Origin of the sequence: Exiguobacterium aurantiacum, from assembly GCF_024362205.1 — a bacterium.
Classification (GTDB): Bacteria; Bacillota; Bacilli; order Exiguobacteriales; family Exiguobacteriaceae; genus Exiguobacterium; species Exiguobacterium aurantiacum_B.
This window is the reverse complement of the sequence record NZ_CP101462.1, coordinates 2,363,526-2,384,747: the sequence shown is the minus strand read 5'-3', so window position 1 is coordinate 2,384,747 and position 21,222 is coordinate 2,363,526. Positions and strand designations below refer to the sequence as shown.

At 52.5% G+C, this 21,222-nt stretch carries 23 protein-coding genes; 14 read left to right on the top strand and 9 right to left on the bottom strand.

The window, feature by feature from the left end; translation table 11 throughout:
• Positions 1-6 precede the first annotated feature (6 nt).
• Together NMQ00_RS12360 and NMQ00_RS12355 are read left to right on the top strand one after the other, a co-directional pair.
• Positions 7-942 (top strand): DMT family transporter, encoded by a 936-nt coding sequence (locus tag NMQ00_RS12360; RefSeq protein WP_255176913.1) that lies wholly within the window; start codon positions 7-9, stop codon positions 940-942.
• Positions 943-1,081: 139 nt separating this feature from the next.
• On the top strand, positions 1,082-1,384 hold the full coding sequence (locus tag NMQ00_RS12355; protein WP_214762737.1) for a hypothetical protein: 303 nt from the start codon (positions 1,082-1,084) through the stop codon (positions 1,382-1,384).
• A gap of 36 nt (positions 1,385-1,420) precedes the next feature.
• Here NMQ00_RS12355 and NMQ00_RS12350 read toward each other — a convergent pair whose 3' ends face one another.
• Genes NMQ00_RS12350 through yfkAB form a run of 3 tightly spaced genes read right to left on the bottom strand, consistent with a single transcriptional unit; the run spans position 1,421 to position 3,963 of the window.
• Positions 1,421-2,563: an MFS transporter gene (locus NMQ00_RS12350; protein WP_255176912.1), complete on the bottom strand. Its 1,143-nt coding sequence runs from the start codon at positions 2,561-2,563 to the stop codon at positions 1,421-1,423.
• A 45-nt stretch (positions 2,564-2,608) separates the two neighbouring features.
• Positions 2,609-2,803 carry a hypothetical protein gene (locus tag NMQ00_RS12345; protein ID WP_255176911.1) on the bottom strand — a complete coding sequence of 65 codons (195 nt, stop codon included), beginning with the start codon at positions 2,801-2,803 and terminating at the stop codon, positions 2,609-2,611.
• Positions 2,804-2,856: 53 nt separating this feature from the next.
• Complete coding sequence (yfkAB, locus tag NMQ00_RS12340) at positions 2,857-3,963, bottom strand: radical SAM/CxCxxxxC motif protein YfkAB (protein ID WP_255176910.1); 1,107 nt, start codon at positions 3,961-3,963, stop codon at positions 2,857-2,859.
• 85 nt (positions 3,964-4,048) lie between these two features.
• On the opposite strand from yfkAB, the gene NMQ00_RS12335 reads away from it, so the two are divergent.
• The 3 genes from NMQ00_RS12335 to NMQ00_RS12325 all read left to right on the top strand — a co-directional run bounded on the left by NMQ00_RS12335 (position 4,049) and on the right by NMQ00_RS12325 (position 6,134).
• Complete coding sequence (locus NMQ00_RS12335; RefSeq protein ID WP_016510454.1) at positions 4,049-4,258, top strand: hypothetical protein; 210 nt, start codon at positions 4,049-4,051, stop codon at positions 4,256-4,258.
• Positions 4,255-5,631, top strand: a complete 1,377-nt coding sequence (rlmD, locus tag NMQ00_RS12330; protein ID WP_255176909.1) for a 23S rRNA (uracil(1939)-C(5))-methyltransferase RlmD — start codon at positions 4,255-4,257, stop codon at positions 5,629-5,631. The genes NMQ00_RS12335 and rlmD overlap by 4 nt, the downstream gene beginning before the upstream one ends.
• A 95-nt stretch (positions 5,632-5,726) precedes the next feature.
• Complete coding sequence (locus NMQ00_RS12325) at positions 5,727-6,134, top strand: cytidine deaminase (protein WP_255176908.1); 408 nt, start codon at positions 5,727-5,729, stop codon at positions 6,132-6,134.
• A gap of 32 nt (positions 6,135-6,166) precedes the next feature.
• On the opposite strand, the gene NMQ00_RS12320 is transcribed toward NMQ00_RS12325, so the two are convergent.
• Positions 6,167-6,376: a hypothetical protein gene (locus NMQ00_RS12320; protein WP_255176907.1), complete on the bottom strand. Its 210-nt coding sequence runs from the start codon at positions 6,374-6,376 to the stop codon at positions 6,167-6,169.
• Positions 6,377-6,503: 127 nt separating this feature from the next.
• Here NMQ00_RS12320 and NMQ00_RS12315 point away from each other — a divergent pair, with 127 nt between their 5' ends.
• Positions 6,504-6,791, top strand: a complete 288-nt coding sequence (locus NMQ00_RS12315) for a hypothetical protein (RefSeq protein ID WP_034781013.1) — start codon at positions 6,504-6,506, stop codon at positions 6,789-6,791.
• A gap of 27 nt (positions 6,792-6,818) precedes the next feature.
• Here the strand turns inward: NMQ00_RS12315 and NMQ00_RS12310 are convergent, their stop codons facing one another.
• The 5 genes from NMQ00_RS12310 to NMQ00_RS12290 form a co-directional block, all read right to left on the bottom strand.
• A complete protein-coding gene (locus NMQ00_RS12310; RefSeq protein ID WP_214754217.1) occupies positions 6,819-8,204 on the bottom strand; it encodes a sensor histidine kinase in 1,386 nt (461 codons plus the stop codon).
• Positions 8,201-8,890, bottom strand: a complete 690-nt coding sequence (locus NMQ00_RS12305; RefSeq protein WP_021067764.1) for a response regulator transcription factor — start codon at positions 8,888-8,890, stop codon at positions 8,201-8,203. The genes NMQ00_RS12310 and NMQ00_RS12305 overlap by 4 nt, the downstream gene beginning before the upstream one ends.
• Before the next feature lie 169 nt (positions 8,891-9,059).
• Positions 9,060-9,626 carry a GNAT family N-acetyltransferase gene (locus NMQ00_RS12300; protein ID WP_021067763.1) on the bottom strand — a complete coding sequence of 189 codons (567 nt, stop codon included), beginning with the start codon at positions 9,624-9,626 and terminating at the stop codon, positions 9,060-9,062.
• Between the two features lie 201 nt (positions 9,627-9,827).
• The gene (locus tag NMQ00_RS12295; protein ID WP_255176906.1) at positions 9,828-10,979 is read right to left on the bottom strand and encodes an amidohydrolase; all 1,152 of its coding nucleotides are present in this window, start codon (positions 10,977-10,979) and stop codon (positions 9,828-9,830) included.
• A 13-nt stretch (positions 10,980-10,992) separates the two neighbouring features.
• On the bottom strand, positions 10,993-11,901 hold the full coding sequence (locus NMQ00_RS12290) for a TIGR01777 family oxidoreductase (protein ID WP_255176905.1): 909 nt from the start codon (positions 11,899-11,901) through the stop codon (positions 10,993-10,995).
• A 158-nt stretch (positions 11,902-12,059) separates the two neighbouring features.
• Here NMQ00_RS12290 and recX point away from each other — a divergent pair, with 158 nt between their 5' ends.
• The 8 genes from recX (at position 12,060) to NMQ00_RS12250 (ending at position 21,209) form a co-directional block, all read left to right on the top strand.
• Positions 12,060-12,872 carry a recombination regulator RecX gene (gene recX / locus NMQ00_RS12285; RefSeq protein ID WP_255176904.1) on the top strand — a complete coding sequence of 271 codons (813 nt, stop codon included), beginning with the start codon at positions 12,060-12,062 and terminating at the stop codon, positions 12,870-12,872.
• A gap of 49 nt (positions 12,873-12,921) precedes the next feature.
• Positions 12,922-14,559: an L-lactate permease gene (locus NMQ00_RS12280; RefSeq protein ID WP_255176903.1), complete on the top strand. Its 1,638-nt coding sequence runs from the start codon at positions 12,922-12,924 to the stop codon at positions 14,557-14,559.
• A gap of 315 nt (positions 14,560-14,874) precedes the next feature.
• Entirely contained in the window at positions 14,875-16,599 is a 1,725-nt protein-coding gene (locus NMQ00_RS12275) for an ABC transporter ATP-binding protein (RefSeq protein ID WP_255176902.1), read from the top strand.
• Between the two features lie 22 nt (positions 16,600-16,621).
• Positions 16,622-18,667, top strand: coding sequence for an ABC transporter ATP-binding protein (locus NMQ00_RS12270; RefSeq protein ID WP_255176901.1), 2,046 nt, complete (start codon positions 16,622-16,624; stop codon positions 18,665-18,667).
• Between the two features lie 9 nt (positions 18,668-18,676).
• Positions 18,677-19,855, top strand: coding sequence for an RtcB family protein (locus tag NMQ00_RS12265; RefSeq protein WP_255176900.1), 1,179 nt, complete (start codon positions 18,677-18,679; stop codon positions 19,853-19,855).
• Positions 19,856-19,923: 68 nt separating this feature from the next.
• Positions 19,924-20,238: a YfhH family protein gene (locus NMQ00_RS12260; RefSeq protein WP_255176899.1), complete on the top strand. Its 315-nt coding sequence runs from the start codon at positions 19,924-19,926 to the stop codon at positions 20,236-20,238.
• Positions 20,235-20,504, top strand: a complete 270-nt coding sequence (locus NMQ00_RS12255) for a YfhJ family protein (RefSeq protein WP_255176898.1) — start codon at positions 20,235-20,237, stop codon at positions 20,502-20,504. The genes NMQ00_RS12260 and NMQ00_RS12255 overlap by 4 nt, the downstream gene beginning before the upstream one ends.
• Before the next feature lie 165 nt (positions 20,505-20,669).
• The gene (locus NMQ00_RS12250; RefSeq protein WP_255176897.1) at positions 20,670-21,209 is read left to right on the top strand and encodes a helix-turn-helix domain-containing protein; all 540 of its coding nucleotides are present in this window, start codon (positions 20,670-20,672) and stop codon (positions 21,207-21,209) included.
• Positions 21,210-21,222 lie beyond the last annotated feature (13 nt).

The window sequence follows — 21,222 nt, the reverse complement described above, 5'->3', positions numbered from 1 at the left end:
TGTGTCATGCAAAATGTATTTCAACGCCCTTGGACGGTCACGTTCTTGGCACTGTTCAACACATTTTTATGGGGGAGCGCGTTCCCGTTCATCAAACTGAGCTACGAAGCGCTTGATATCCAAGAACACGAGTACGGCCAACAGCTGTTCTTTGCCGGCGAACGTTTTTTATTGGCCGGTCTACTCTTGCTCGTCATCAGTCGACTCGTCTTCAAACGCCCGATTCGCTTAAATGTCGAAAAGCTAAAAGCGTATGCGCATTTAGGAGCATTTTTGACGTTCTTACAATATTTGTTCTTTTATATCGGACTTTCCATCTCGACCGGGGTGCAAGGCTCGATTATCGCGGGGTCGACGTCGTTCTTCCAAATGGCGCTCGCCCATTTCCGTTATGAGGACGACCGTCTCAATCGGTTGAAAGGGATTGCCCTCACGCTCGGATTCTCCGGAATCGTCATCGCCAACTGGCCGACGGCGCATGCTGAGATTGGCTTTGGCATCGGTGAGGTCCTGCTCATTATGGCGATGATTTCAGGCGCGTTCGGGAACTTGATTGCCAAAGATTATTCACGCAGCCATGACGTCGCTCCGATGACGGCTTGGGCGATGGTATTCGGCTCGCTCGGACTGCTCGTCGTCGGTTATGTCCTCGCACCTGGGGATGTATTCCTGCCTTATACAGTGACGACGCTCTTCTTCTTGCTATACCTTGCTCTATTGTCAGCAATCGGATTCACGTTGTGGAACACACTGATGAAATATAATCCGGTCAGCCGGGTGTCGCTCTATATGTTCTTTGTTCCCTTATTCGGCGTTGTCTTATCGAGTGTTCTACTCGGCGAGACGATTCCGTGGAACGCGCTCGTCGGGTTATTGTTCGTCATCTCAGGCATTTATCTCTCGACTTATTTCCAAGGGAAAACGAACCGTGCGGCCCGTTGATCCATTCACGGCGGAGCACAGTTGACGGAATCTTGTTCTCATGGCAAAATATATTAAAAATTCTGAATTCTTTCAGTTGAAAATCGGTCTTCGTTGTAAAGACTTGCGTGCGAATCTGATTAGAAGGGAGGATTGTACCGTGGCAAGAAATCCGATTGTCCGAAACATACTCATCTCCCGTCAACCGCGGGACGAGTACGTCAAATACGTGATGAAGTGCGTGAGTCGCGGATTGAAGGAACACCACGAGCAAGTTGATGCGCGTGCCATGCGGCAAGGAGAGGATATTCAGACGAAGTGGCAAATCAATGACCGCGTCATCGAGGTCACGCTCAAGTCAGACGTATTGGCCTCACTTGAGACAGAACCGTTCGCGCTTGATGAAGTGTTCATGCGCGCATTTGAACGGAACGATGTCAGGCTTGGTCCGGTGAAAGAATGACATAAAAAGGGAGGGTCTCCGCGGAGACCCTCCCTTTTAGACGTCAATCGGCTTGGCCTTGGCCGTGAACAAACTGATGGCCAAAATGCCAAGAATGAGTGTATACATCAAGAAATACACTTCTTTCGGCAACGCAATCCAAAACGCGCCAATCATCGGGCCGCTAATCGAACCGACACTAAACGAGATGCTATAGAGCATATTGCCGGTCGGTAACAACGAACGCGGCAACACTTCCGTCATATGGGCGAGCCCGAGCGAATATGTCGAGCCGAGCCCGGCGCCGGCGAGCGCGAACAAGACGAGGAGCCAGACGTAATGGTCGACGGCAAGGTTGGCGACGGCGAAGACGAGCGTGCCGAGTGTCAATACGATTTGCAGGATTCGCTTCTTCCCGAAGTGGTCGGCGAGCCGGCCGAGCGGTAACTGCACGATGATCGAGGCGACGATGAATGTCGTGATGAGCGTACTCGTCTGCGTGAGCCCGATGTCGTTCCGAACCGTAAAAATCGGCAAGTTCGCGTTCAAGCTCGCCTCGAGGAACCCGTATGTAAAGGCGGGTAAGAGCGTATAGCCGCCACCGATGAGGACGAGCCGGATCCGTCCTTTCGAGTCGGTCTTCACTTTCTCGGCTTCCGGGTATTCGTTGTCGACCTTAAAAATCAAGAACAAGGATGCGAGACAGAAGACGATCAAGACGAGGAACGGCAGCCAAAAATGGAGGTCGACGAGCGGAGCGATGAGTGGACCGACCGCGAAACCGAGGCTGAACGCCATCCCGTAATACGCCATTGCCCGGCCGAGGCTCCGCTTGTCACTCGCTGAGGTGACCCACACTTGAGATCCGTAATGGAGTGCTGAATCCCCGAAACCGATCACGAAACGCATGAGCGCCCACATGAGCAGTGACGGCCAAAGCGGCAAAAAGAACGTGGCAAGCGCCGTCAAGATGATGCCGAGGACGATGGTCGGCCGAAATCCATACTTGCGGACGAACCGTTCGAGTAGCGGAGCGGAGACGATGACCCCGAGATAGAGCATCGTCGCATTCAACCCGTTCAACCAGGCCGGATTGCCATCGCGTTCGATAAGCGTCGACAATAACGGGATGAGCGCGCCTTGAATCAAACCAGATATAAAGACGACAAGTAATAAAATGGAAAACCGAAAGCGTTGCATAATTCACCTCATTATTTAATACATAATAAAAAGCTGAGAAGAGTCTCAGCTTTTTGGCTCGTCAATCGGTTGGGTGAGATGGTTCAAGTGTAAGAGTTCATCGTCCCAACTGCCTTGACTGAATACTTCATCACGGTCTACTTTGTCTGAAACGAATGCGGCTGTCAATAAGATGCTGAGCACACCACCGAAAATGATGATGGCCATGACGGTAATCATGAATACATAGATGGCTGTCATCTTCAAACACCTCGATTCAGTTTATATACTGAATATTTCCCGAATCGAAACAATTAAAACGGCTCAGCGACACGTTCCCGGAAGTTCACGTTTGGGTAGTACGCTTGTTTGACGAGCGCGTTCGGCCCGAGACATTTGACGGCCGGGCAGTGGCAAGACAGCGTGGCGTTCAAGCTGCTGTTCGTCCATGTCTCGTACGCGTCTTGGAACGATGTGTCATACAACGTCCCGAGCGTCCCGAGCTCATCTCCGAAGTCGGTGACGATGATCTGGCCGTCGAAGATGTTCGTGTTGAGACGCGAGCGGCCATCCGGGTCGTTTCGCACGGTCACGTTTTTCGCCTCGTGGAGCCGCTTCAATAAAGCGCGGTCTTCAGGCAAGTCGGAACAGGCGTAAAACGGCAACGTCCCGAATAGCATCCATACGTTCTCGTCCCGGACGTCGAGCAAGTCGTGAATCGCTTGGCGGGTGTCGGGAAGCGACGCTGACTCGAGCGCGCTTGCGAAATCGGCGGGGTACATTGGGTGCACTTCATGACGCTGACAGCCGAGTGCGACGATCTCTTCATGGATTTCTTTCAAGTGCGGGATCGTCCGCTTGTTGAGCATCGTCTCGGCCGATACGATCACACCCTCGGCCGTGAGCGCACGGGCGTTGTCTTTCATCGTCTGAAGCATCTTAAGGCGAGCGGATTCGCTCGGCTTGCGGTCCATCATCGCAAAGCCGCCCTCTAGGAAGTCGGCGTCCGTTCCCCAGTTATGCGAAATGTGCAAAACGTCGAGGTAAGGGGTAATAAGATGGTAGCGAGAGAGTGGGAGCGTCAAGTTCGAGTTGATTTGTGTCCGCGCCCCGCGTTCTTTCGCATAACGAAGCAACGGGACGACGTAGTTGCGCACCGATTTCATCGACAGCATCGGTTCGCCGCCTGTGATTGAGAACGCGCGTAAATGCTCGATCTCATCGAGGCGCGAAATCAATAGGTCGAGCGGGACTTCAGGTTCTTCCTTCTGATCAAGCATATAGCCGACCGCGCAATGTTCGCAGCGCATATTGCATAGCTTGGTCGTCGTCACTTCGACGTTCGAAAGGACGAGGCGACCGAACTCAGTTTGATCGAGGTAAGCTTCCCATGGATCAAACGTTGTCGAGATGTTTTGCATATCAATTCCACCTTTTCATCAAGTCACACGAAATAGTATGCTATAATAACAACTCTTTGTCACGAACCAAAGGAGCGATCACGAGATGGGTAAATCACGAACAGATACGGCAGGAAAAATGAACGTGTTAAAATCGAGAACGGAATTACTGTGCTTATCAGTCAATACGTTGGACGAATTCACGACGCCAGAGGATTTGCATCGATTGTTAGCTGATATTGATTCCTTACGTGCGAAAGTCGTACGTTACGCCAAAGATTTAGAACAAGTATCTCGAAAGGATGAAACACATTGAAACTGATCGTAGGAGAATACACAAGCGCCCAAGCCGAACGGCTAGGCATTAACGGAGAGGGCATCGCGACGATTGATCGGATGGTCATCTTCATCCCGAACTTATTGCCGGGCGAAAAAGCGAAAGTCGAGATTACACGCGTCGAACGGAACTATGCCGAGGCCCGCGTCATCAAGCGCGACAACGACTCGCCGGACCGGGTCACACCGCCATGTCCAATTTATGACGAGTGCGGCGGTTGCCAAATTCAGCATATGAGTCCGCGCCTGCAGATGGACTATAAAGAAGAAATCGTCCGCAACGCCTTCCGCCAGAAGACAAAATTGAACGTCGACAAGTCGGATATCCGTGGTACGAAAGGGATGGACAACCCTTGGTACTACCGCAACAAATCACAGTTCCCGCTCTCGACGCGCCGTGGCGAAATCGTGTCGGGCCTCTACAAGCCGAATACGAACGAGCTCGTGCCAATCGAACATTGTATGGTGCAACAACGAGACACGACGAATATCAACAACGCCATTGTCCGCATTTTGAACGAGCTCGACATCCCGGTATACGATGCGCGCCGTGACATCGGTTTCGCCCGTACCGTTATCGTCCGCTCAGGTTACAAGACAGACGATGTCCAAGTCGTGCTCGTCGTCGGGAATGAGGACGTCCCGCGTTTAGACGAATTGAGCGACCGCATCATGGCGTTGCCGAACGTCGTATCGTTCCACATCAACATTAACTCGAACCGTTCCGGTGTCATCTTCGGTTACCGTACGGTCCATATCGCCGGTCAAGACAAGATGGACGAGCAACTCGATGACGTCCATTATCACTTGTCACCGCGTGCGTTCTTCCAGCTCAACCCGGCGCAGACGGAAATCATGTATCGTGAAGTCGTCGAGGCGGCTAAGCTTACGGGCGAAGAACGGGTCATCGATGCGTATGCCGGTGTCGGTTCGATCGGGTTATGGCTCGCGCCGCACGCGAAAGAGATTCGCGGGATGGAAGTCGTCCCGGAAGCAGTCGAAGATGCGAACGCGCACATGCGTGAGAACGGCTTCAGCCATGCGACTTATGTCGAAGGCCGGGCTGAGCACTGGATCCCGCGCTGGGTGAAGGACGGATGGATCCCAGACGTCATCGTCGTCGACCCGCCGCGCACAGGGGTAGATCATCAACTGTTGAACGCGATGATCTCATCGAAAGCAAAACGGATCGTCTATGTGTCATGTAACCCACAGACGCTCGCACGTGACGCGGATCAGCTCATGAAGGCCGACTATAAGATCAACTATATCCAGCCGTACGATATGTTCCCGCAGACGGCGCACGTCGAGTCAATTGTCGTCTTCGAGAAGAAGAAAAAGAAAAAGTATTGACGGGGTTGTGAAAACGCTTGCAAGAACGGCGTTTTCACGTTATAGTTCAGATGTCAGACTTCTTTGATAAACGTTAAGAAGCGGAGGAACATCAGATGATCCCACAAGAAAAAGTGAACGAGCTTGTCCATAAAGCGATTGATGCACGATCGCGCGCCTATACCCCTTATTCGAAGTTCAATGTCGGGGCTGTCGTCATCGACGAGACTGGCAAAGAAATTTCGGGTTGCAACGTCGAGAACGCCTCGTACGGCTTGTCGATGTGTGCGGAACGGACTGCCATCTTCAAAGCGGTATCGGAAGGCAGCAAGGCGATTGAAACCGTCGTCGTCGTTGGCGACACGGACGGACCAATCTCACCGTGCGGGGCTTGCCGTCAAGTCATCGCCGAGTTTGCGAGTGACGACTTTACGTTGATTCTCGCGAACATGGCCGGGGATACGAAAGTAATGACGAAAGAAGAGATGCTGCCATACGGCTTCTCACCAAGCGATTTAACGTAACGTAAAGATGCGGACGAATTTCGTCCGCATCTTTATTTGTTGCCGTCATATTTTTTTTCGCTCACCGAGTCATCTTTCGAGTGTCGCTTTTGTTTTTCGTCTTTTACTTTCTGGTTCAGCTCTTCTACCGGGATCGGGTCGACGGTCTCCATCCCTTCCTGGTCGAAGATGCTCTCCTTGTCCGTATCGACGGCATCCGGGTTATCGAACGGTCGTTTAGACGTATCTTTTGACTGTTTCATCTTCATCGCCTCCTTGTCTTGACTGTTATTCCACTTCCTGAATGGGTGTAAACGCTTTAGAAATTTGGTTTCAATTTTGCGGAACAGTGGAATTATCCGTACATAGTGACTAAGGAGGGGTATTCGGATGGATAAGAAAGTATTGATGGGAATCGTGCTCGGGGTAGCCGGGGCCGCGCTCGTCGCACCGAAAGTGGCGGCGCTCTTGACCCAGGACCGCGATGACGATACATGGAGCAAGATGGACAAGATGGAAAGCGTCGATTCGGATAAGGATGAGGCGGAGGAAGGCCTCACCCAACTCGACTCGAACTATCGAGCCGAGTGGCAAGCGAACGGCTATCCGCAGACACACGCTGAGCGTGAACGTCTTATGAATGAATCGGATGACGCCTATAAAGGGAAAGACATATAAAAAAGACAGCTCACGTAGCTGTCTTTTTTATATGTCTTCGTCTGGCAAGAGCGGCAAAGTGAGCGTGACGGTCGTTCCGTTGCCGACTTCTGAAGTGAAGTGCATCGAGCCGCCATGACGTTCCATGATGTGTTTGGCGATGGCGAGTCCGAGTCCGGTCCCACCGTCTTCGCGTGTCCGTGACTTATTGACACGATAAAATCGCTTCGTCAATTGATCGAGGTCCTCTTTCGGAATGCCTCGACCTTCATCCCGAATCTCGGTGACGGCATTGTCGGCGGTCGCATACGTCTTCACATGAATCGATTTCCCAGCTTCCGTATAGCGTAGGGCGTTATCAAGCAAATTCCCGACGACTTGCTCGAGCCGGTCATGGTCTCCAAGAATGATCAAGTCGAAGTCGAGGTCCGTCTCGATGGTGACACCTTTCGCCCGAGCGATCGGTTCGAAGCGATACAAGACGTCTTCGAGCACTTGCGAGTAGACGACCGGTTCTTTCGTCATCGGATACGAGTCGCGTTCGAGTTGGGCCAAGTCGAGCAAATCGTTGACGAGCCGTTGCAAGCGCTCCGTCTCGTTCTCGATGATCTCGTAATATTGATTTTTCGTTTTCTCGTCGAGCGACGGGTCTTGGAGCATCTCCGTATAACCGCGAATATACGACAGTGGCGTCCGTAATTCGTGGCTGACGTTCGCTAAAAACTCTTTCCGTTGCTCTTCGACGAGACCGAGCGATTCGGCCATCCGGTTCAAGGTCTCGGCGAGCTCACCGATCTCATCATCGTAATAGATGGGGATGCGGTGTGAGAAGTCACCTTTGGCGTACACTTGGGACGCTCGTTTCATTTGAATGAGCGGTTGGATAATCGTATCGATGATCTGGGTGCCGAAGATGAGCAAGTTCACAATCATCAAGATGAGCAAGAACGTGATCATGAGCCGGATTGGTTGGAACGGCTCACTGATCTTGCTCAGTTCCATGTACAAGATGAGGGCGTTGTCGAGCTCGCCGTCCCGGATGAGCGGGAAGGCGGACATAAGGATGTCGACATCCTCGGTCGGGTGTTTGCGGGTGACCGAAATCGCGTAGCCGTCTTGTAGCTTGGCGAGGTCTTGTTCCCGTAAAAACGTCTTGCCTGAGCCGAGGCTGTCTTCTCGGACCGACGACAGGAACACTTTCGTCTCGGTCAGTTCGTTCGTGTACGTCATACTGTCGGAAAACGCGTCAGAGAAGCCGTCTGCCTTATAGATGGTGACGAGCTTCTCGCCGCGGTTGATGAGCAGTTCTTCTTGCGTTTGGATATAGAACTTGTCGTACAAGTAAAACGTCATGATGATGAACACGAACGCGGAGAAGAGGCTGGCGGTCCAGATGGTGATCCAAATCCGCTTCCGGATCGTGTATTGCTTCATACGGTCGCCTCGAACTTGTAGCCGATCCCCCAGACGGTTTGAATGTAGCCACCTGCTTCACCGAGCTTGAGGCGAAGCGTCTTGATGTGGGTATCGACCGTCCGCAGGTTACCGTGGTACTCGGTGCCCCAAATCTGGTCGAGCAGTTGTTCACGTGAGAACACTTTCTCTTCGTTCGTGATGAACAAGTAGAGCAAATCGAACTCTTTGCGGGTCAAGTTGACCGTTTTGCCTTTCACGCTGACCGCGCGGCCGTCAATATCAATCGATAGGACACCGGTGTCGAACGTCGCTTCTTGTTCTTTCGAGAAGTTATGTGTCCGCCGAAGCGTCGCCTCGATCCGGGCGAGCAGCTCACGCGGGCTGAACGGCTTCGTGATATAGTCATCCGCGCCGATTTTCAACCCGTGGATGCGGTCGAGTTCTTCCGAACGGGCCGTGAGCATGATAATCGGCACGTTCGAGAACTCACGGATGCGCATGCAAGCCGTGAGGCCGTCGAGTTCAGGCATCATCACGTCGAGCAGGACGAGGTGGAACGACTGTTCTTTTAATAAGTCGATCGCCTCAAGACCGTTCGTGGCTGTGACGGTCTCATATCCTTCCTTCTCTAAATTCGAAACGAGTAAATCTCGCATTTGTTCTTCATCATCGGTCACTAAGATGCGAAACGTTGGTTCTGACATTGGGCATTCTCCTTTACAAAACGGTTAACGAGGATGTGTGATAATTCCCTCATACCTCTATCATACCTATCTCTCCGAATTAGAACAGAAATATTCATTGCCGTAAAGTTGTCCTCATGAAATCCACACAAAAATGCCACAAAAAAGCCAATTCTTTGTCAGAATTGGCTTATGCTTCGAGCTGGGCTTCGTACGTATGGTCGAACTCAGGCGCATGGAGTGAGTGCAAGTAGAGTTGAAAACTCGACTTCGACACTTCATACAAGACGTATTCGACATCCCCTTGATTGATTTCAGTTAGTAATTCAGACCGAATCTCATTGGCGCAGAACGCGTACGGCAGTTTCTCGGCCGCCGCGATCGAACGCTCATTTGATTGACGGATTTTCAAAAATACACTTTCGATGTCAAGCTCGAAGAAAAGTTCAGAGAAGAACGCTTCTTTCGCGACTTGATTGTAACCTTTGCCGTGATACGGTTTGCCAAGCCACGTCCCGAGGAACCCGTAGCCGGATTCCACATCGAACAAGCTGATCGTCCCGATCGGGGTACCGAACTCGTTCGTGATAGTACGTGAGATGATATTTCCTTGCTCTTCTAGCTCGATGATTTGCTTCGTGCTAAATAAAAACTCGTCAAAGTGGACCGTCTTTTGACGGACATACGGAAAGACATCTGGGTGTTGCATCAGTTCGAACAACTCCGCGCAGTCGGTAAGCTCACGAAATTTGAGCACCTTTACATTCCTCCTCCTATTTCAGACCGCTGAAGAATAGTTGTAACGAAAGCATACTTCTGGCTTCGTTGTTCGAACTTGCCTTGGCTGCTCCCTTTTATGAAGTTACAAGATTATTTTATATAGTTTTTTTGAAAAAGCAAGTAAATAAAATGCAACTTCATAAAAAAATAATAAGAGCGCTTTCACGACTGGTGTCACTCACATCTCATGATGGGTTTTTGAACGGCTCGTCGAGTAAACGATGTGACCGTTGACGATCGTCATGATCGGCTTAGACATGTAATCGAGCGGAAAGTGGCTCCACAAGACGAGGTCGGCATCTTTGCCGATTTCGAGCGAGCCGATGCGGTCGTCCACACCGAGCGACTCGGCCGGATGAATCGTGATGGCACGGAGCGCGACGTCGACCGGGAGTCCTTCGCGGGCAGCAAGTCCGGCGCAAAGGTTCAAATATTGAACCGGCGTATAAGGATGGTCCGTCGTGATCGAGACAATCATATCGTGCTCATGTAGAATCCGATACGTCTCCCATGTCTTGTTCTGGAGTTCGATTTTCGACTTTCGCGTGAACGTCGGGCCGACGGTGACGTGTTTGACACTGAGTTCGCGCAACTTTTCGGCGACGAGATGTCCTTCCGTACAGTGCTCGATCCGATAATCGAGGTCGAACTCTTGTGCGAAGCGGACGACCGATAAAATATCGTCGGCGCGGTGGGCGTGGACGCGAATCGGCATCTTGCGATCGAGCGCCAGTTGAATCATCTGGCTGCCGAACGTGCCGATCGTCTTCGTCGAGTCGACGGTCCGGAACGCTTCTCGCAATAACCCCATGATGCCCATCCGGGTCAATTCGCCGGATTTACCCATGCTGTGGACGCGTTTCGGGTTCTCGCCGAGCGCGAGCTTCAGGCCGGCATAGCGTCGGAGCACCATGTCCTCGATGAAGCGGCCATGGGTTTTGATGACACTCGTCACGCCGCCGATGACGTTCATACTGCCAGGCATGACCTGGACGGCTGTCACCCCGGCCATGAGCGCTTCACGGAAGCCCTCATCGAGCGGATAGACGCCATCGATGGCCCGGGCGTGCGGCGTCATCGCCTCGACGGTCTCGTTCGCATCGTTGCCGACAGAGCCTGTCCCTTCGTCATACAACCCGAGGTGAGTGTGGGCGTCGATGAAGCCGGGGAACAAAAAGTTACCCTCGGCCTCGATGACCGTTTCTCCATCATGCGGATCTAATAGGTCCGCCATCTCGACAATTTTGCCGTTTTTGACGCGCAGATCCCCGTAAAAATGTGGTGCCGTGATCGGATAAATATGGGCGTTACGAATTAACAAATTACTCACGTGCCGGCTCCTTTCAAGTCAAATGTAGTAGTTGTTTCAAGGCGGGTTCTAGCGTTTCATAGCGGAACCGGAAACCATTGTTGAGTGCTTTCGTCGGAACGACTTTCGCGCCTTCGAGGACGATGACGCTCTTTTCTCCGAGTGCGAGTTTGAGGAGCGGCGCCGGGGCGGGTGCCCAATGGGGACGATGCATCAACCGACCGAGCGTTTTGCCGAACTCGTCCATCGTCACCGGCGTCGGTGCCGTGCCGTTGACGGGTCCCTCGATTGAACTCGTCTCAAGGATATGGACGAACAGGCGGACGAGGTCGTCCAAATGAATCCATGGTACCCATTGCTTGCCAGAGCCGAGTCGTCCACCGACACCGAGCGTGTACGGCAGTTTCATGAGCGGGAAGGCACCGCCGTCATTGGATAAGACGACACCGGTCCGCATCGTGACGAGACGGATGCCCATGTCTTGAACGGGTGCCGCCTCTTTTTCCCACAATACGCAGACGTTGCCTAAAAAATTGGTCCGGTCGGGGAGCGGGGTCGCCTCCGAATACGTGATCGATCGATCTTCCCCATAGATTCCAATGGCGGATCCGCTGATGACGACGCTCGGCTTGCGTTTCATATTTTTTATGATGCGGACGACTTCTTTCGTCCCATCGATCCGGCTTTGAAGAATGGCTTGTTTCTGTTTATGTGTCCAGCGTCCATCGTTGATTGAAGCGCCGGCCAAATGGATGAAGGCGTCGACGTCTTGCAATTCGGACTCAGGCTGGCTGTCAGGCGTCAACCATTCAACGAACGAGATTCCTCGTTGTCGTGGGCGTGGGTGCCGCGTCAATACGACGACTTGATGTCCAGCTTCGGCGAGCGCGCGGACGAGCGGGCGACCGATTAGTCCGGTTCCGCCGGTGATTGCAATTTTCATAAGTCTCCCTCCAGTATATTGAAGCGATTTCAAAACGGGTATGAGTTCCATAAAGAAAGCGGACCGTTCGTATTGTGAATACCCTTTCTTCTAACTTATCAAAAATCCTGCTCGAAAGGGGAACGTGATATGTTAGAAGTAGGAAATGGAGGGATTTCGTGAAAATTGCCAAGTTTACGACCCAGAAAAAAAATAAAGATCGGCTCAACGTATACGTCGAGAAGGACGGACGTGAGGAGTTTGCGTTCGCCATCGACCTTGACGTCTTCATCAAATATGAATTGACGAAAGGGATGGAGCTTGAAGACGACTTCGTCCGAGACGTTCTTCAAGCCGAAGAAGAACAAAAAGCGTATAAAGCGGCTGTCAATTATTTATCGTACCGAATGCGTGCCGTTTCAGAGGTACGTGACTACCTCGTGAAGAAAGAGATAGATGAGGCAGCCATCAAACGCGTCATCGAGCGATTGATCGAACAACGCTACTTGAACGATGCTGAATTTGCCAAAGCCTACACTCAGACGAAGTTCAATACGAGTCCGAGCGGACCGGTCAAAATCAAACGAGAACTCACCCAGCTCCGAATCGACCCTGACATCATTGAAGAAGTCATCGGCGCAATTTCGCATGAAGACCAGCTTGAAAAGGCCGGAAAGTTTGTAAATAGGAAACAAATGGAAACAAATCGCCGTTCTGCCACAGAAGTGCAACAAAGAATTCAACAAACCCTAATGCAAAGGGGATTTACGTTTGATATTATTTCAGAGGCGATTCTCACGTTTTGGGAGAACGAGGATGAGGACGTTGAACTTTCGGCTTGTTTGACACAGGCAGAAAAACTGAATCGGAAGTTCAGTGGATATGCCCCATATGAGCGAAAACAGCGGATGAAGATGCAGCTTCGACGCAAAGGTTTTCCATATGAGGTGATTGACCGGGCTTTAGATCGACTCGCTGAACAAGAGTCATAATGGGAGATTCATTTACGGTAGGGGAAAAATCTGAAAAGGTGGGTCTACATTGACGATTTTTGAATGGATTACAGCACTCATGCCGATTGTGGCAGTGCTCGTATTATTGGTCATTATGCGTTTACCGGCGTCGGTCGCGATGCCGCTCTCGCTCGTATTGACAGCAGGACTTGCGTTCTTCGTTTGGCAACTCGATGCGACGCGAATCACGGCAGCAACATTACAAGGACTCGTGATTGCCGTCACGACGGTCTGGATTGTGTACGGTGCGATTGGAATGATGAATACGATGAAAGAGGGCGGTGGAATGAACGCCATCCGCTCTGGATTCGTCAACATCACCCCGGATCCTCGGATTCAAGTGCTCATCGTCGGCTGGTTGTTCGTCTCGTTCATCGAGGGTGCTTCCGGCTTCGGGACACCGGCCACGGTCGCGGCTCCGCTGTTAATCGCGCTCGGCTTCCCGCCAATCGCGGCGGTCGTCATCGCCTTGTCGGCTGACGTATCGGCCGTCACGTTCGGTGCGGTCGGGACACCGGCCTTAATCGGGATTGGGAACGGGTTGTCACTTGACGTCAACCAACCGGAGGCAATCGAGTTTTTGACAACGGTCGTCTTGCAGACGGTACTCATCGACATGTTCGTCGGTTTATTCATCCCGTTCATTTTAATCCTCATGCTGACACGATTTTTCAGTAAAGAGAAATCGATTAAACCGGCACTCGAAGTGTTCCCGATCGCCATCATCGCGGCACTTGCTTACAGCATCCCGGCTTACATTTGGACGCTCATTCTCGGATTTGAATTCGGGGGTATGCTCGGCGGGTTGACAGGTCTCGTAATCATTGTCGCAATGGCACGCAAAGGCATTCTCATGCCAAAACGGGTGTGGACGTTCGACGGCTATGCCGATGAAATCGACCAACCCATTGAGAAACCGTCTGTTGGTAAAGGTAAACGGGAACTTCCGCAATGGAAGGCGTGGGCACCATACTTGATTTTGACGATCTTCCTCGTGTTGACACGAACCGTGCCATTCTTGAACGAATTGACACGCAGCGTCCGTATCGACTTGCCAGACATTATCGGGGTCGAAGGGATCTCGACGTCGTGGGAACCGTTCTACTCGCCAGGGTTCATGTTCATCTTGACGATGATTGTGACATTCTTCCTCCACAACATGAGCTGGTCACAAGTGACCTCGGTATTCAAAGCGACGACGCTTGGTGTGGTCGGGACGGCCATCACGCTTGCCGCGTCAGTGCCGATGGTCCGAATTTTCATTCATTCAGAAAACGGCGGAGCTGGGCTGGCTTCGATGCCGGTCGAACTCGCAACGGCCGCAGCCGATACGTTCGGCGGCGTTTGGCCGCTCGTCGCACCGTGGATTGGGGCGCTCGGCGCCTTCGTATCCGGTTCGGCCACGTTCTCGAACATGATGTTCTCGAGCTTGACGACGAATGTCGCTGAGTCCGTCGGTTTGAACGAGACGCTCGCGTTATCGATGCAGATGGCAGGAGCGAACGCCGGTAACATGATTTGTGTCATGAACGTCGTCGCGGTCGCCTCGGTCGCAGGTCTTCTTGGAAAAGAGGGAACGATCATTCGCTACACGCTCATGCCGATGATTTACTACGTGACGGCAACCGGACTTGTCGGTTTGGTGCTCGCCACATTCTTCTTGTAAAAAAGTTACAAATTATTTACGACAATAATATTGACAATTTTCTGAACAGTCTGCTAAGGTTTTAGTAGATTTTCAAACTATGAACAGAGAGGAGCCAGCATGATGAAGTACATTCCAACACTACAACGCACACACACAACATCATATGGCTACTCGTATTTGACTGCGTAATTTGGCAGCTGGATAGGGGTAGTGTCCTTTCCCTGACCATGCAAAAGACTGAAGACTCAGAAGCGTACTTCATCCGATTGGTTGCACAATCAGGTGACGTGCGCTTTTTTGCGTGCGCGGAAAGGACGAAAGGGGGAATCAGTCATGAAACTGATTAAGCAATTGGATTGGTTTATTAAAAGACAGAAGCGGACGTATATCGTCGCCATCATCCTGCTAATCATCACCGGCGTCGTCGATATGCTGCCGCCATGGATCATCGGACAGGCGATTGACGCCATCCGCGAAGGGAGCTTGACGACGGAACGTCTCGTCATGATCGTCGGGTCATTGCTCAGCATCATGGTATTATCGTACGTCCTCTCGTATTTATGGATTGCTCGTCTCTTCGGGACGGCGTTCCTGCTTGAGAAGAAATTACGGGCCCGCTTCTTCGGTCACCTGCTCCGGCAGACGCCGCGCTTTTATCAACAGCATCGCACCGGGGATTTGATGGCGCTCGCGACGAACGATTTGAAAGCGGTTGAACGGACGGCCGGTTTCGGCGTCATGACGCTCGTCGATTCGTTCAATATGACGTTGATTGCTCTCACAATCATGGGGGTGTTCATCGATTGGAAGTTGACGCTCGCGGCGCTCTTGCCGATGCCGCTCCTCGCCTGGTCGATGAATAAGCTCGGCCGCCAAATCCATGCCCGCTTCACAGCGGCGCAGGACTCGTTCGGCGTGATGAACGACCAAGTCGTCGAATCGATTTCAGGCCTTCGGGTCGTCCGCTCGTTCGTTCAAGAAGAGGCGGATACGAAAAAGTTCGATACGATCACCGACGATGTGATGGCGAAAAACATGCACGTCGCGAAAATCGACGTCTTGTTCGAACCGGTCATTAAACTGCTCGTCGGACTCAGTTACTTGATCGGGTTATCGTTCGGCACGTATCTCGTGTTCACGAATGACATCACGCTCGGACAGCTCGTCTCGTTCAATATCTATCTGGGGATGCTCATTTGGCCGATGTACGCATTCGGCGAACTGATCAACGTCGTCCAACGCGGAACGGCGAGCCTTGAGCGCATCGAGGCGACGATGAACGAACCACCGGACGTCGTCTCAACCGGGACGGTCGAAGTCGACGCCCCGGAAAAAATCACATTCAAATCACTGTCATTCCAATACCCGGGAACGACCCGCGCCTCGCTTGAAGACATCGTCTTGCACGTGTCGCGCGGCGAGACGATCGGCATCGTCGGACCGACCGGAGCCGGGAAGACGACGCTGTTGCGTCAATTGCTCCGAGAGTATCCGATTGATGACTCATTACTCGTCAACGGAATCCCGATTCACGACATCAAACTCGATACCGTTCGGGGTTGGAGCGGTTACGTCTCGCAAGAACATCTGCTGTTCTCGAAGACGGTCCGTGACAACATCTTGTTCGGTTCAAACGATGCGACCGAACAAGACCTCGAGACGGCGATTCGGCTCGCGGCGTTCGACACCGATATCGAGCATTTGGAGAACGGTCTCGACACCGTCGTCGGGGAGCAAGGGGTTATGCTCTCGGGCGGTCAGAAACAACGGCTGTCCATCGCTCGCGCGCTCTTGAAAGACCCAGAGATCCTTTTGCTCGACGATTCGCTTTCAGCGGTCGATGCCAAGACGGAAGCGCGCATCATCGATTCGGTCCGGACGAGCCGGGCCGAACAGACGACGTTCATCGTCGCACACCGCCTATCCGCCGTCGCCCATGCCGACCAGATTCTTGTGCTGCAAGACGGTCGCGTCACAGAGCGGGGCACACATGATCAACTGATGGAACGACGCGGTTGGTATTATGAACAATACGTTCGACAAGGAGAGTCGGAGTAATCCGGGAAAGGGGGAATCTCTCATGATCGATCAATATGAATTGGATCCAGCCCGCAGGAAACGGACGATTCGCTCACTCGTTGGGTACGCCAAACAAGTGAAGCACTCGATTTTCCTCGGCTTGATGTTACTCTTTTTAGCGGTCGGCGCGGAACTCGCGGGACCATATATCGCCAAAATTATCATCGATGACCATATCGTCGCCATCGAGCGCGACTGGGTTCAAGTCGAGTCAGGCGGGAGTGTCGCCTTTGACGGCAACTCCTATGAAAAAGAAACACGGCTTGACGGAGAGACAGTCGTCCGCCCCGTCTCGATCGTTCAGACGACAGACGGATATTATCTTGTCCCAGATGCCGTCATGAACGGTGGGGTACGTGAAGTCGAAAACGGAGTCCTCACCATCACACGAAGCGAGGAATCAGCGACGTACGACAATATCGTGCCGCTCTCCTCGACCGATGTGTTCCAGTTTTATGAGACGGATCTTCGGGCCGTGCTTTTGTTATCTGCCTTGTACGTTGTCTTGCTTCTCATCGCGGCAGGTTTGAACTGGGGGCAACAGATGCTCCTGCAGCGCTCGGCCCATAAGATTGTCAAGACGATGCGACTCGATGTCATGCGGCACTTACAGACGATTCCGGTCCGCTACTTTGACCAGACCCCGATCGGGAAAATTGTCAGCCGCGTTACGAATGACACCGAGACGATTCGCGACTTGTATTTAGGCGTGCTCGCACGTGTCTTCCAAAGCGTCGTCATGATGATTGGTGTCTTGATCGCCATGTTCTTCTTGGACGCACGCCTCGGTTTCGTCTCACTCATCATCATCCCGGTCGTCATCGTATGGATCAAGTTGTTCCAACGGCTGTCGACGCGAAACAACTTCCGTGTCCGTGCCCTCGTCGCCGACATGAACGCGCAGTTGAATGAGAGCATCCAGACGATGCCGATCATTCAGTCGTACGTCAAAGAAGACCTCGTCTATGACGAGTTCAACGAGAAAAATAGCGACAACTTTCAAACAAGACGGAAGCTACTTAAATTGGATGCACTCATGTCACACAACTTGGTCAACTTCTTCCGTAACATGGCGCTCGCCTTACTCATTTGGGTCGTCGGTGCGCAGACGCTCGGTACGGGCAGCGTGCTCACGCTCGGGATTTTGTACGCCTATATCGATTATGTGTCACGGATCTTTGAGCCGGTCACGCAAATCATGAACCAACTGTCCCCGCTCCAACAGGCTCTCGTCTCGGCAGACCGGATGTTCCAACTGCTCGACGAGAAAGGGGAAGACGTATCCTCGGAACGTATCGCCCGCTTTAAAGGTGAGGTTTCCTTCGAGGACGTATCATTCAGCTATGAAGCCGGAAAACCGGTACTGCAACATATCGATATCCACGCGGAACCAGGTGAGACGGTGGCGCTCGTCGGACATACCGGCAGCGGTAAGAGTTCGATCATGAACTTGCTCATGCGCTTCTATGACCCGTCAGAAGGAACGCTCAACATTGACGGTATGGACGTGACGAAACTACCGACCCAAGCCGTCCGGGCCCATCTCGGCATCGTGCTTCAAGACCCGTTCTTGTTCACAGGCTCGATTCGGACGAACGTGACGCTCGGAGACGAGACGATCTCGGACGACCGGGTATGGCGCGCGCTGACGGCGGTCGGAGCCGATCGTTTTGTCAAACAGTTGCCACACGGGTTAGACGAGCCGGTCATCGAACGCGGCGCCTCGCTCTCGAGCGGGGAGCGTCAGTTGATCAGCTTCGCCCGCGCCCTCGTCTTCGACCCAGCCATCCTCGTCTTAGATGAGGCGACGGCAAGCGTCGATTCTGAGACAGAAGCGCTGATCCAAGATGCGCTTAAGACGCTCACATACGGCCGGACGACGTTCGTCATCGCGCACCGTCTCTCGACGATACGGGAAGCGGATCAAATTCTCGTCCTCGATCATGGGCACATCATCGAGCGGGGCACCCATCAGTCGCTCATCGCCGCAGGCGGCGTTTACGCCCGGATGCATGAGCTGCAAAGTAAACAACAAGCCATCAGTTAAGGAGGCAATATGGAGATTATCGGAAAGCATAACCGGGCCAAAGTGTTCAATGAACGGATTGACGATATGACGCGGGCCCAAATCCAAACACTCGTTGACCAACCGTTCACAGCGGGTGCCTCGATTCGAATTATGCCGGACATGCATGCCGGCAAAGGCTCGGTCGTCGGGACGACGATGACGATTCACGACAAGGTCGTGCCGAACCTTGTCGGGGTCGACCTCGGGTGCGGCATGCTCTGCACGGAGATCAAAGCGAAACGAATCGACTTTCAACGGCTCGACGACGTCATCCATCAATACGTACCGAGCGGGATGAATATCCGGGATGCGGCACACCCGTATGCCTCCGAGCTCCCGCTCGAGGACGTGCGGGCGCCGTATAAACTGGACCGGGCCCTCCGCTCGGTCGGCACGCTCGGCTCGGGCAATCACTTCATCGAAGTGAACCGCGACGAAGCCGGACGCACGTTTCTCGTCATCCACTCCGGCTCACGCCACCTCGGTGTCCAAATCGCCGACCATTATCAACAGTTGGCGGTCGAGCACATGATGAAAACGGTCGACATTCGAGACGAGATTGAACGGATGAAGGCAACGGGGCGGCAGCAGGACATCTCGGCCTATCTCGAGACGGAGCGCGAGGCACGGAAACGTTTCCGCGACCTCGCCTACGTCGAAGGGGAAGCGATGGGAGATTATATGCACGACGTGCGTATCGCACAGCAATATGCGGCCGCCAACCGTCTTGCCATGACCGATGTCATCGTCGAGGCGATGAGCTGGAACGTCGTTGACCAATTCGATACGGTCCACAATTATATCGACCACGACGCGATGATCCTTCGGAAAGGGGCCATCTCGGCGCGTGACGGGGAGCGGGTCATCATTCCGATGAACATGCGCGACGGCTCGCTCATCTGTACCGGCAAGGGCAACCCGGACTGGAACTTCTCGGGACCACACGGCGCGGGACGGGTCATGTCACGCTCGGCCGCGCGAAAACGCGTCGACTTCAACGAATTTAAAAAGTCGATGGTAGGTGTCTGGTCGAGTTCGGTCCGACCGTCGACGGTTGACGAGTCACCGTTCGTCTATAAGTCGATGAAAGAAATCGTCCGTTATATCGAGCCGGCCGTCACCATCGATCAAGTCATCAAACCGCTCTACAACTTCAAGGCGAACTGAACATTGTTTCAGTTTCGCCTTTTTCTTTTCCGCGAAAAATCTGATACGCTACAAGAGAGGTGAGCGAAATGGAAAAACGATTGAGTGATTTATCGAAATATGAGCTCGAACAAGAGATTCGGGCGCTCCATGAGCGGAAGCGGAAAGCTGAACAGATGGGCATGGTCAGTGAAATCGAGGTCGTCTTGCGACGGATCGCGATTGCCGAGAGTTACTTGATCGACCCGAACTCGTTCAAGCCGGGGGCGACGTATATCGTCAACTATAACGAGCGCCCGTTCCGATTGAAGTTTGTGAACGGTGTTATGGGCTGGGGGACATTCGAAGGCGAGACGGCTGAGCATGCGATTCCGCTCTCGGAGCTGTCGGAGGTGAAAGCATGAACCGGACCGAACAATACGAGCGCTTGGCTGAAATCTTGAAACAGAAGAACGATGTCTTGAGCGAGCTCGAGGCGTTGACGTGGGTTGAAGTGCTGTGGGAGGATTTTGAGACGACGCTCGCCCGTGCCGGCGAACCGTATCCTGGGGAAGCAAAATCGTTCCAATACGTCATGCAACAGATTGATGCGTACGGACCCCAGCTCCACTTGTTCCAAACGAAAAATGAGAAGTTCAAACACTTGATGTCCAAACGCGACATCCATTAAAAATCACGCCGCAATCGGCGTGGTTTTTTTACTTGCAAACCGCACATAATTCGTTATAATAAAGGTCGCTATTAGTTCGCTTTGTAGTTAAGTATTTATAAACTTTCTTTAGTTGGAATCATTTTTCACTAAACTTGATTCAAAGCCGAAAGGAGGGGTTTTCACTTGGACGTCGGTCAAAAAATCAAACGGCTCCGCGTCAAGAAAGGGTTGACGCAAGAAGAGTTGGCCGAGCGCACGGATTTGAGTAAAGGCTATATCTCTCAAATCGAGCGTGATTTGAGTTCACCTTCGCTTGAGACGCTATTCGACTTGTTAGAAGTGCTCGGTTGCTCGCCGAAAGAGTTCTTCGATGAAGAGATGTTTCAAAAAGTGAGCTATACCGCAGACGACCGGACCGTGTATGCCGATGAGGAACGAAAATACCGGACCGAGTGGCTCATCCCGGAATCGAACGAAAAAGAGATGGAGCCGATTTTGCTGAGATTCTCTAAACATGGGGAATTCAAGCGTTACGAGCCTTCCCGTTCCGAGACGTTCGTCTACGTTTTGTCAGGGCGGGTTGCCCTCAAGCTCGGCCATCACACGTACTTCGCAAAAGCCGGAGAAACGTTATATTATGTCGCCTCCGATTCGCATCAACTCGTCAATGACTATGACGGCGAGAGTGAATGTTTAATCGTCGCGACCCATTCATATTTATAAGGGAGGAACTGAA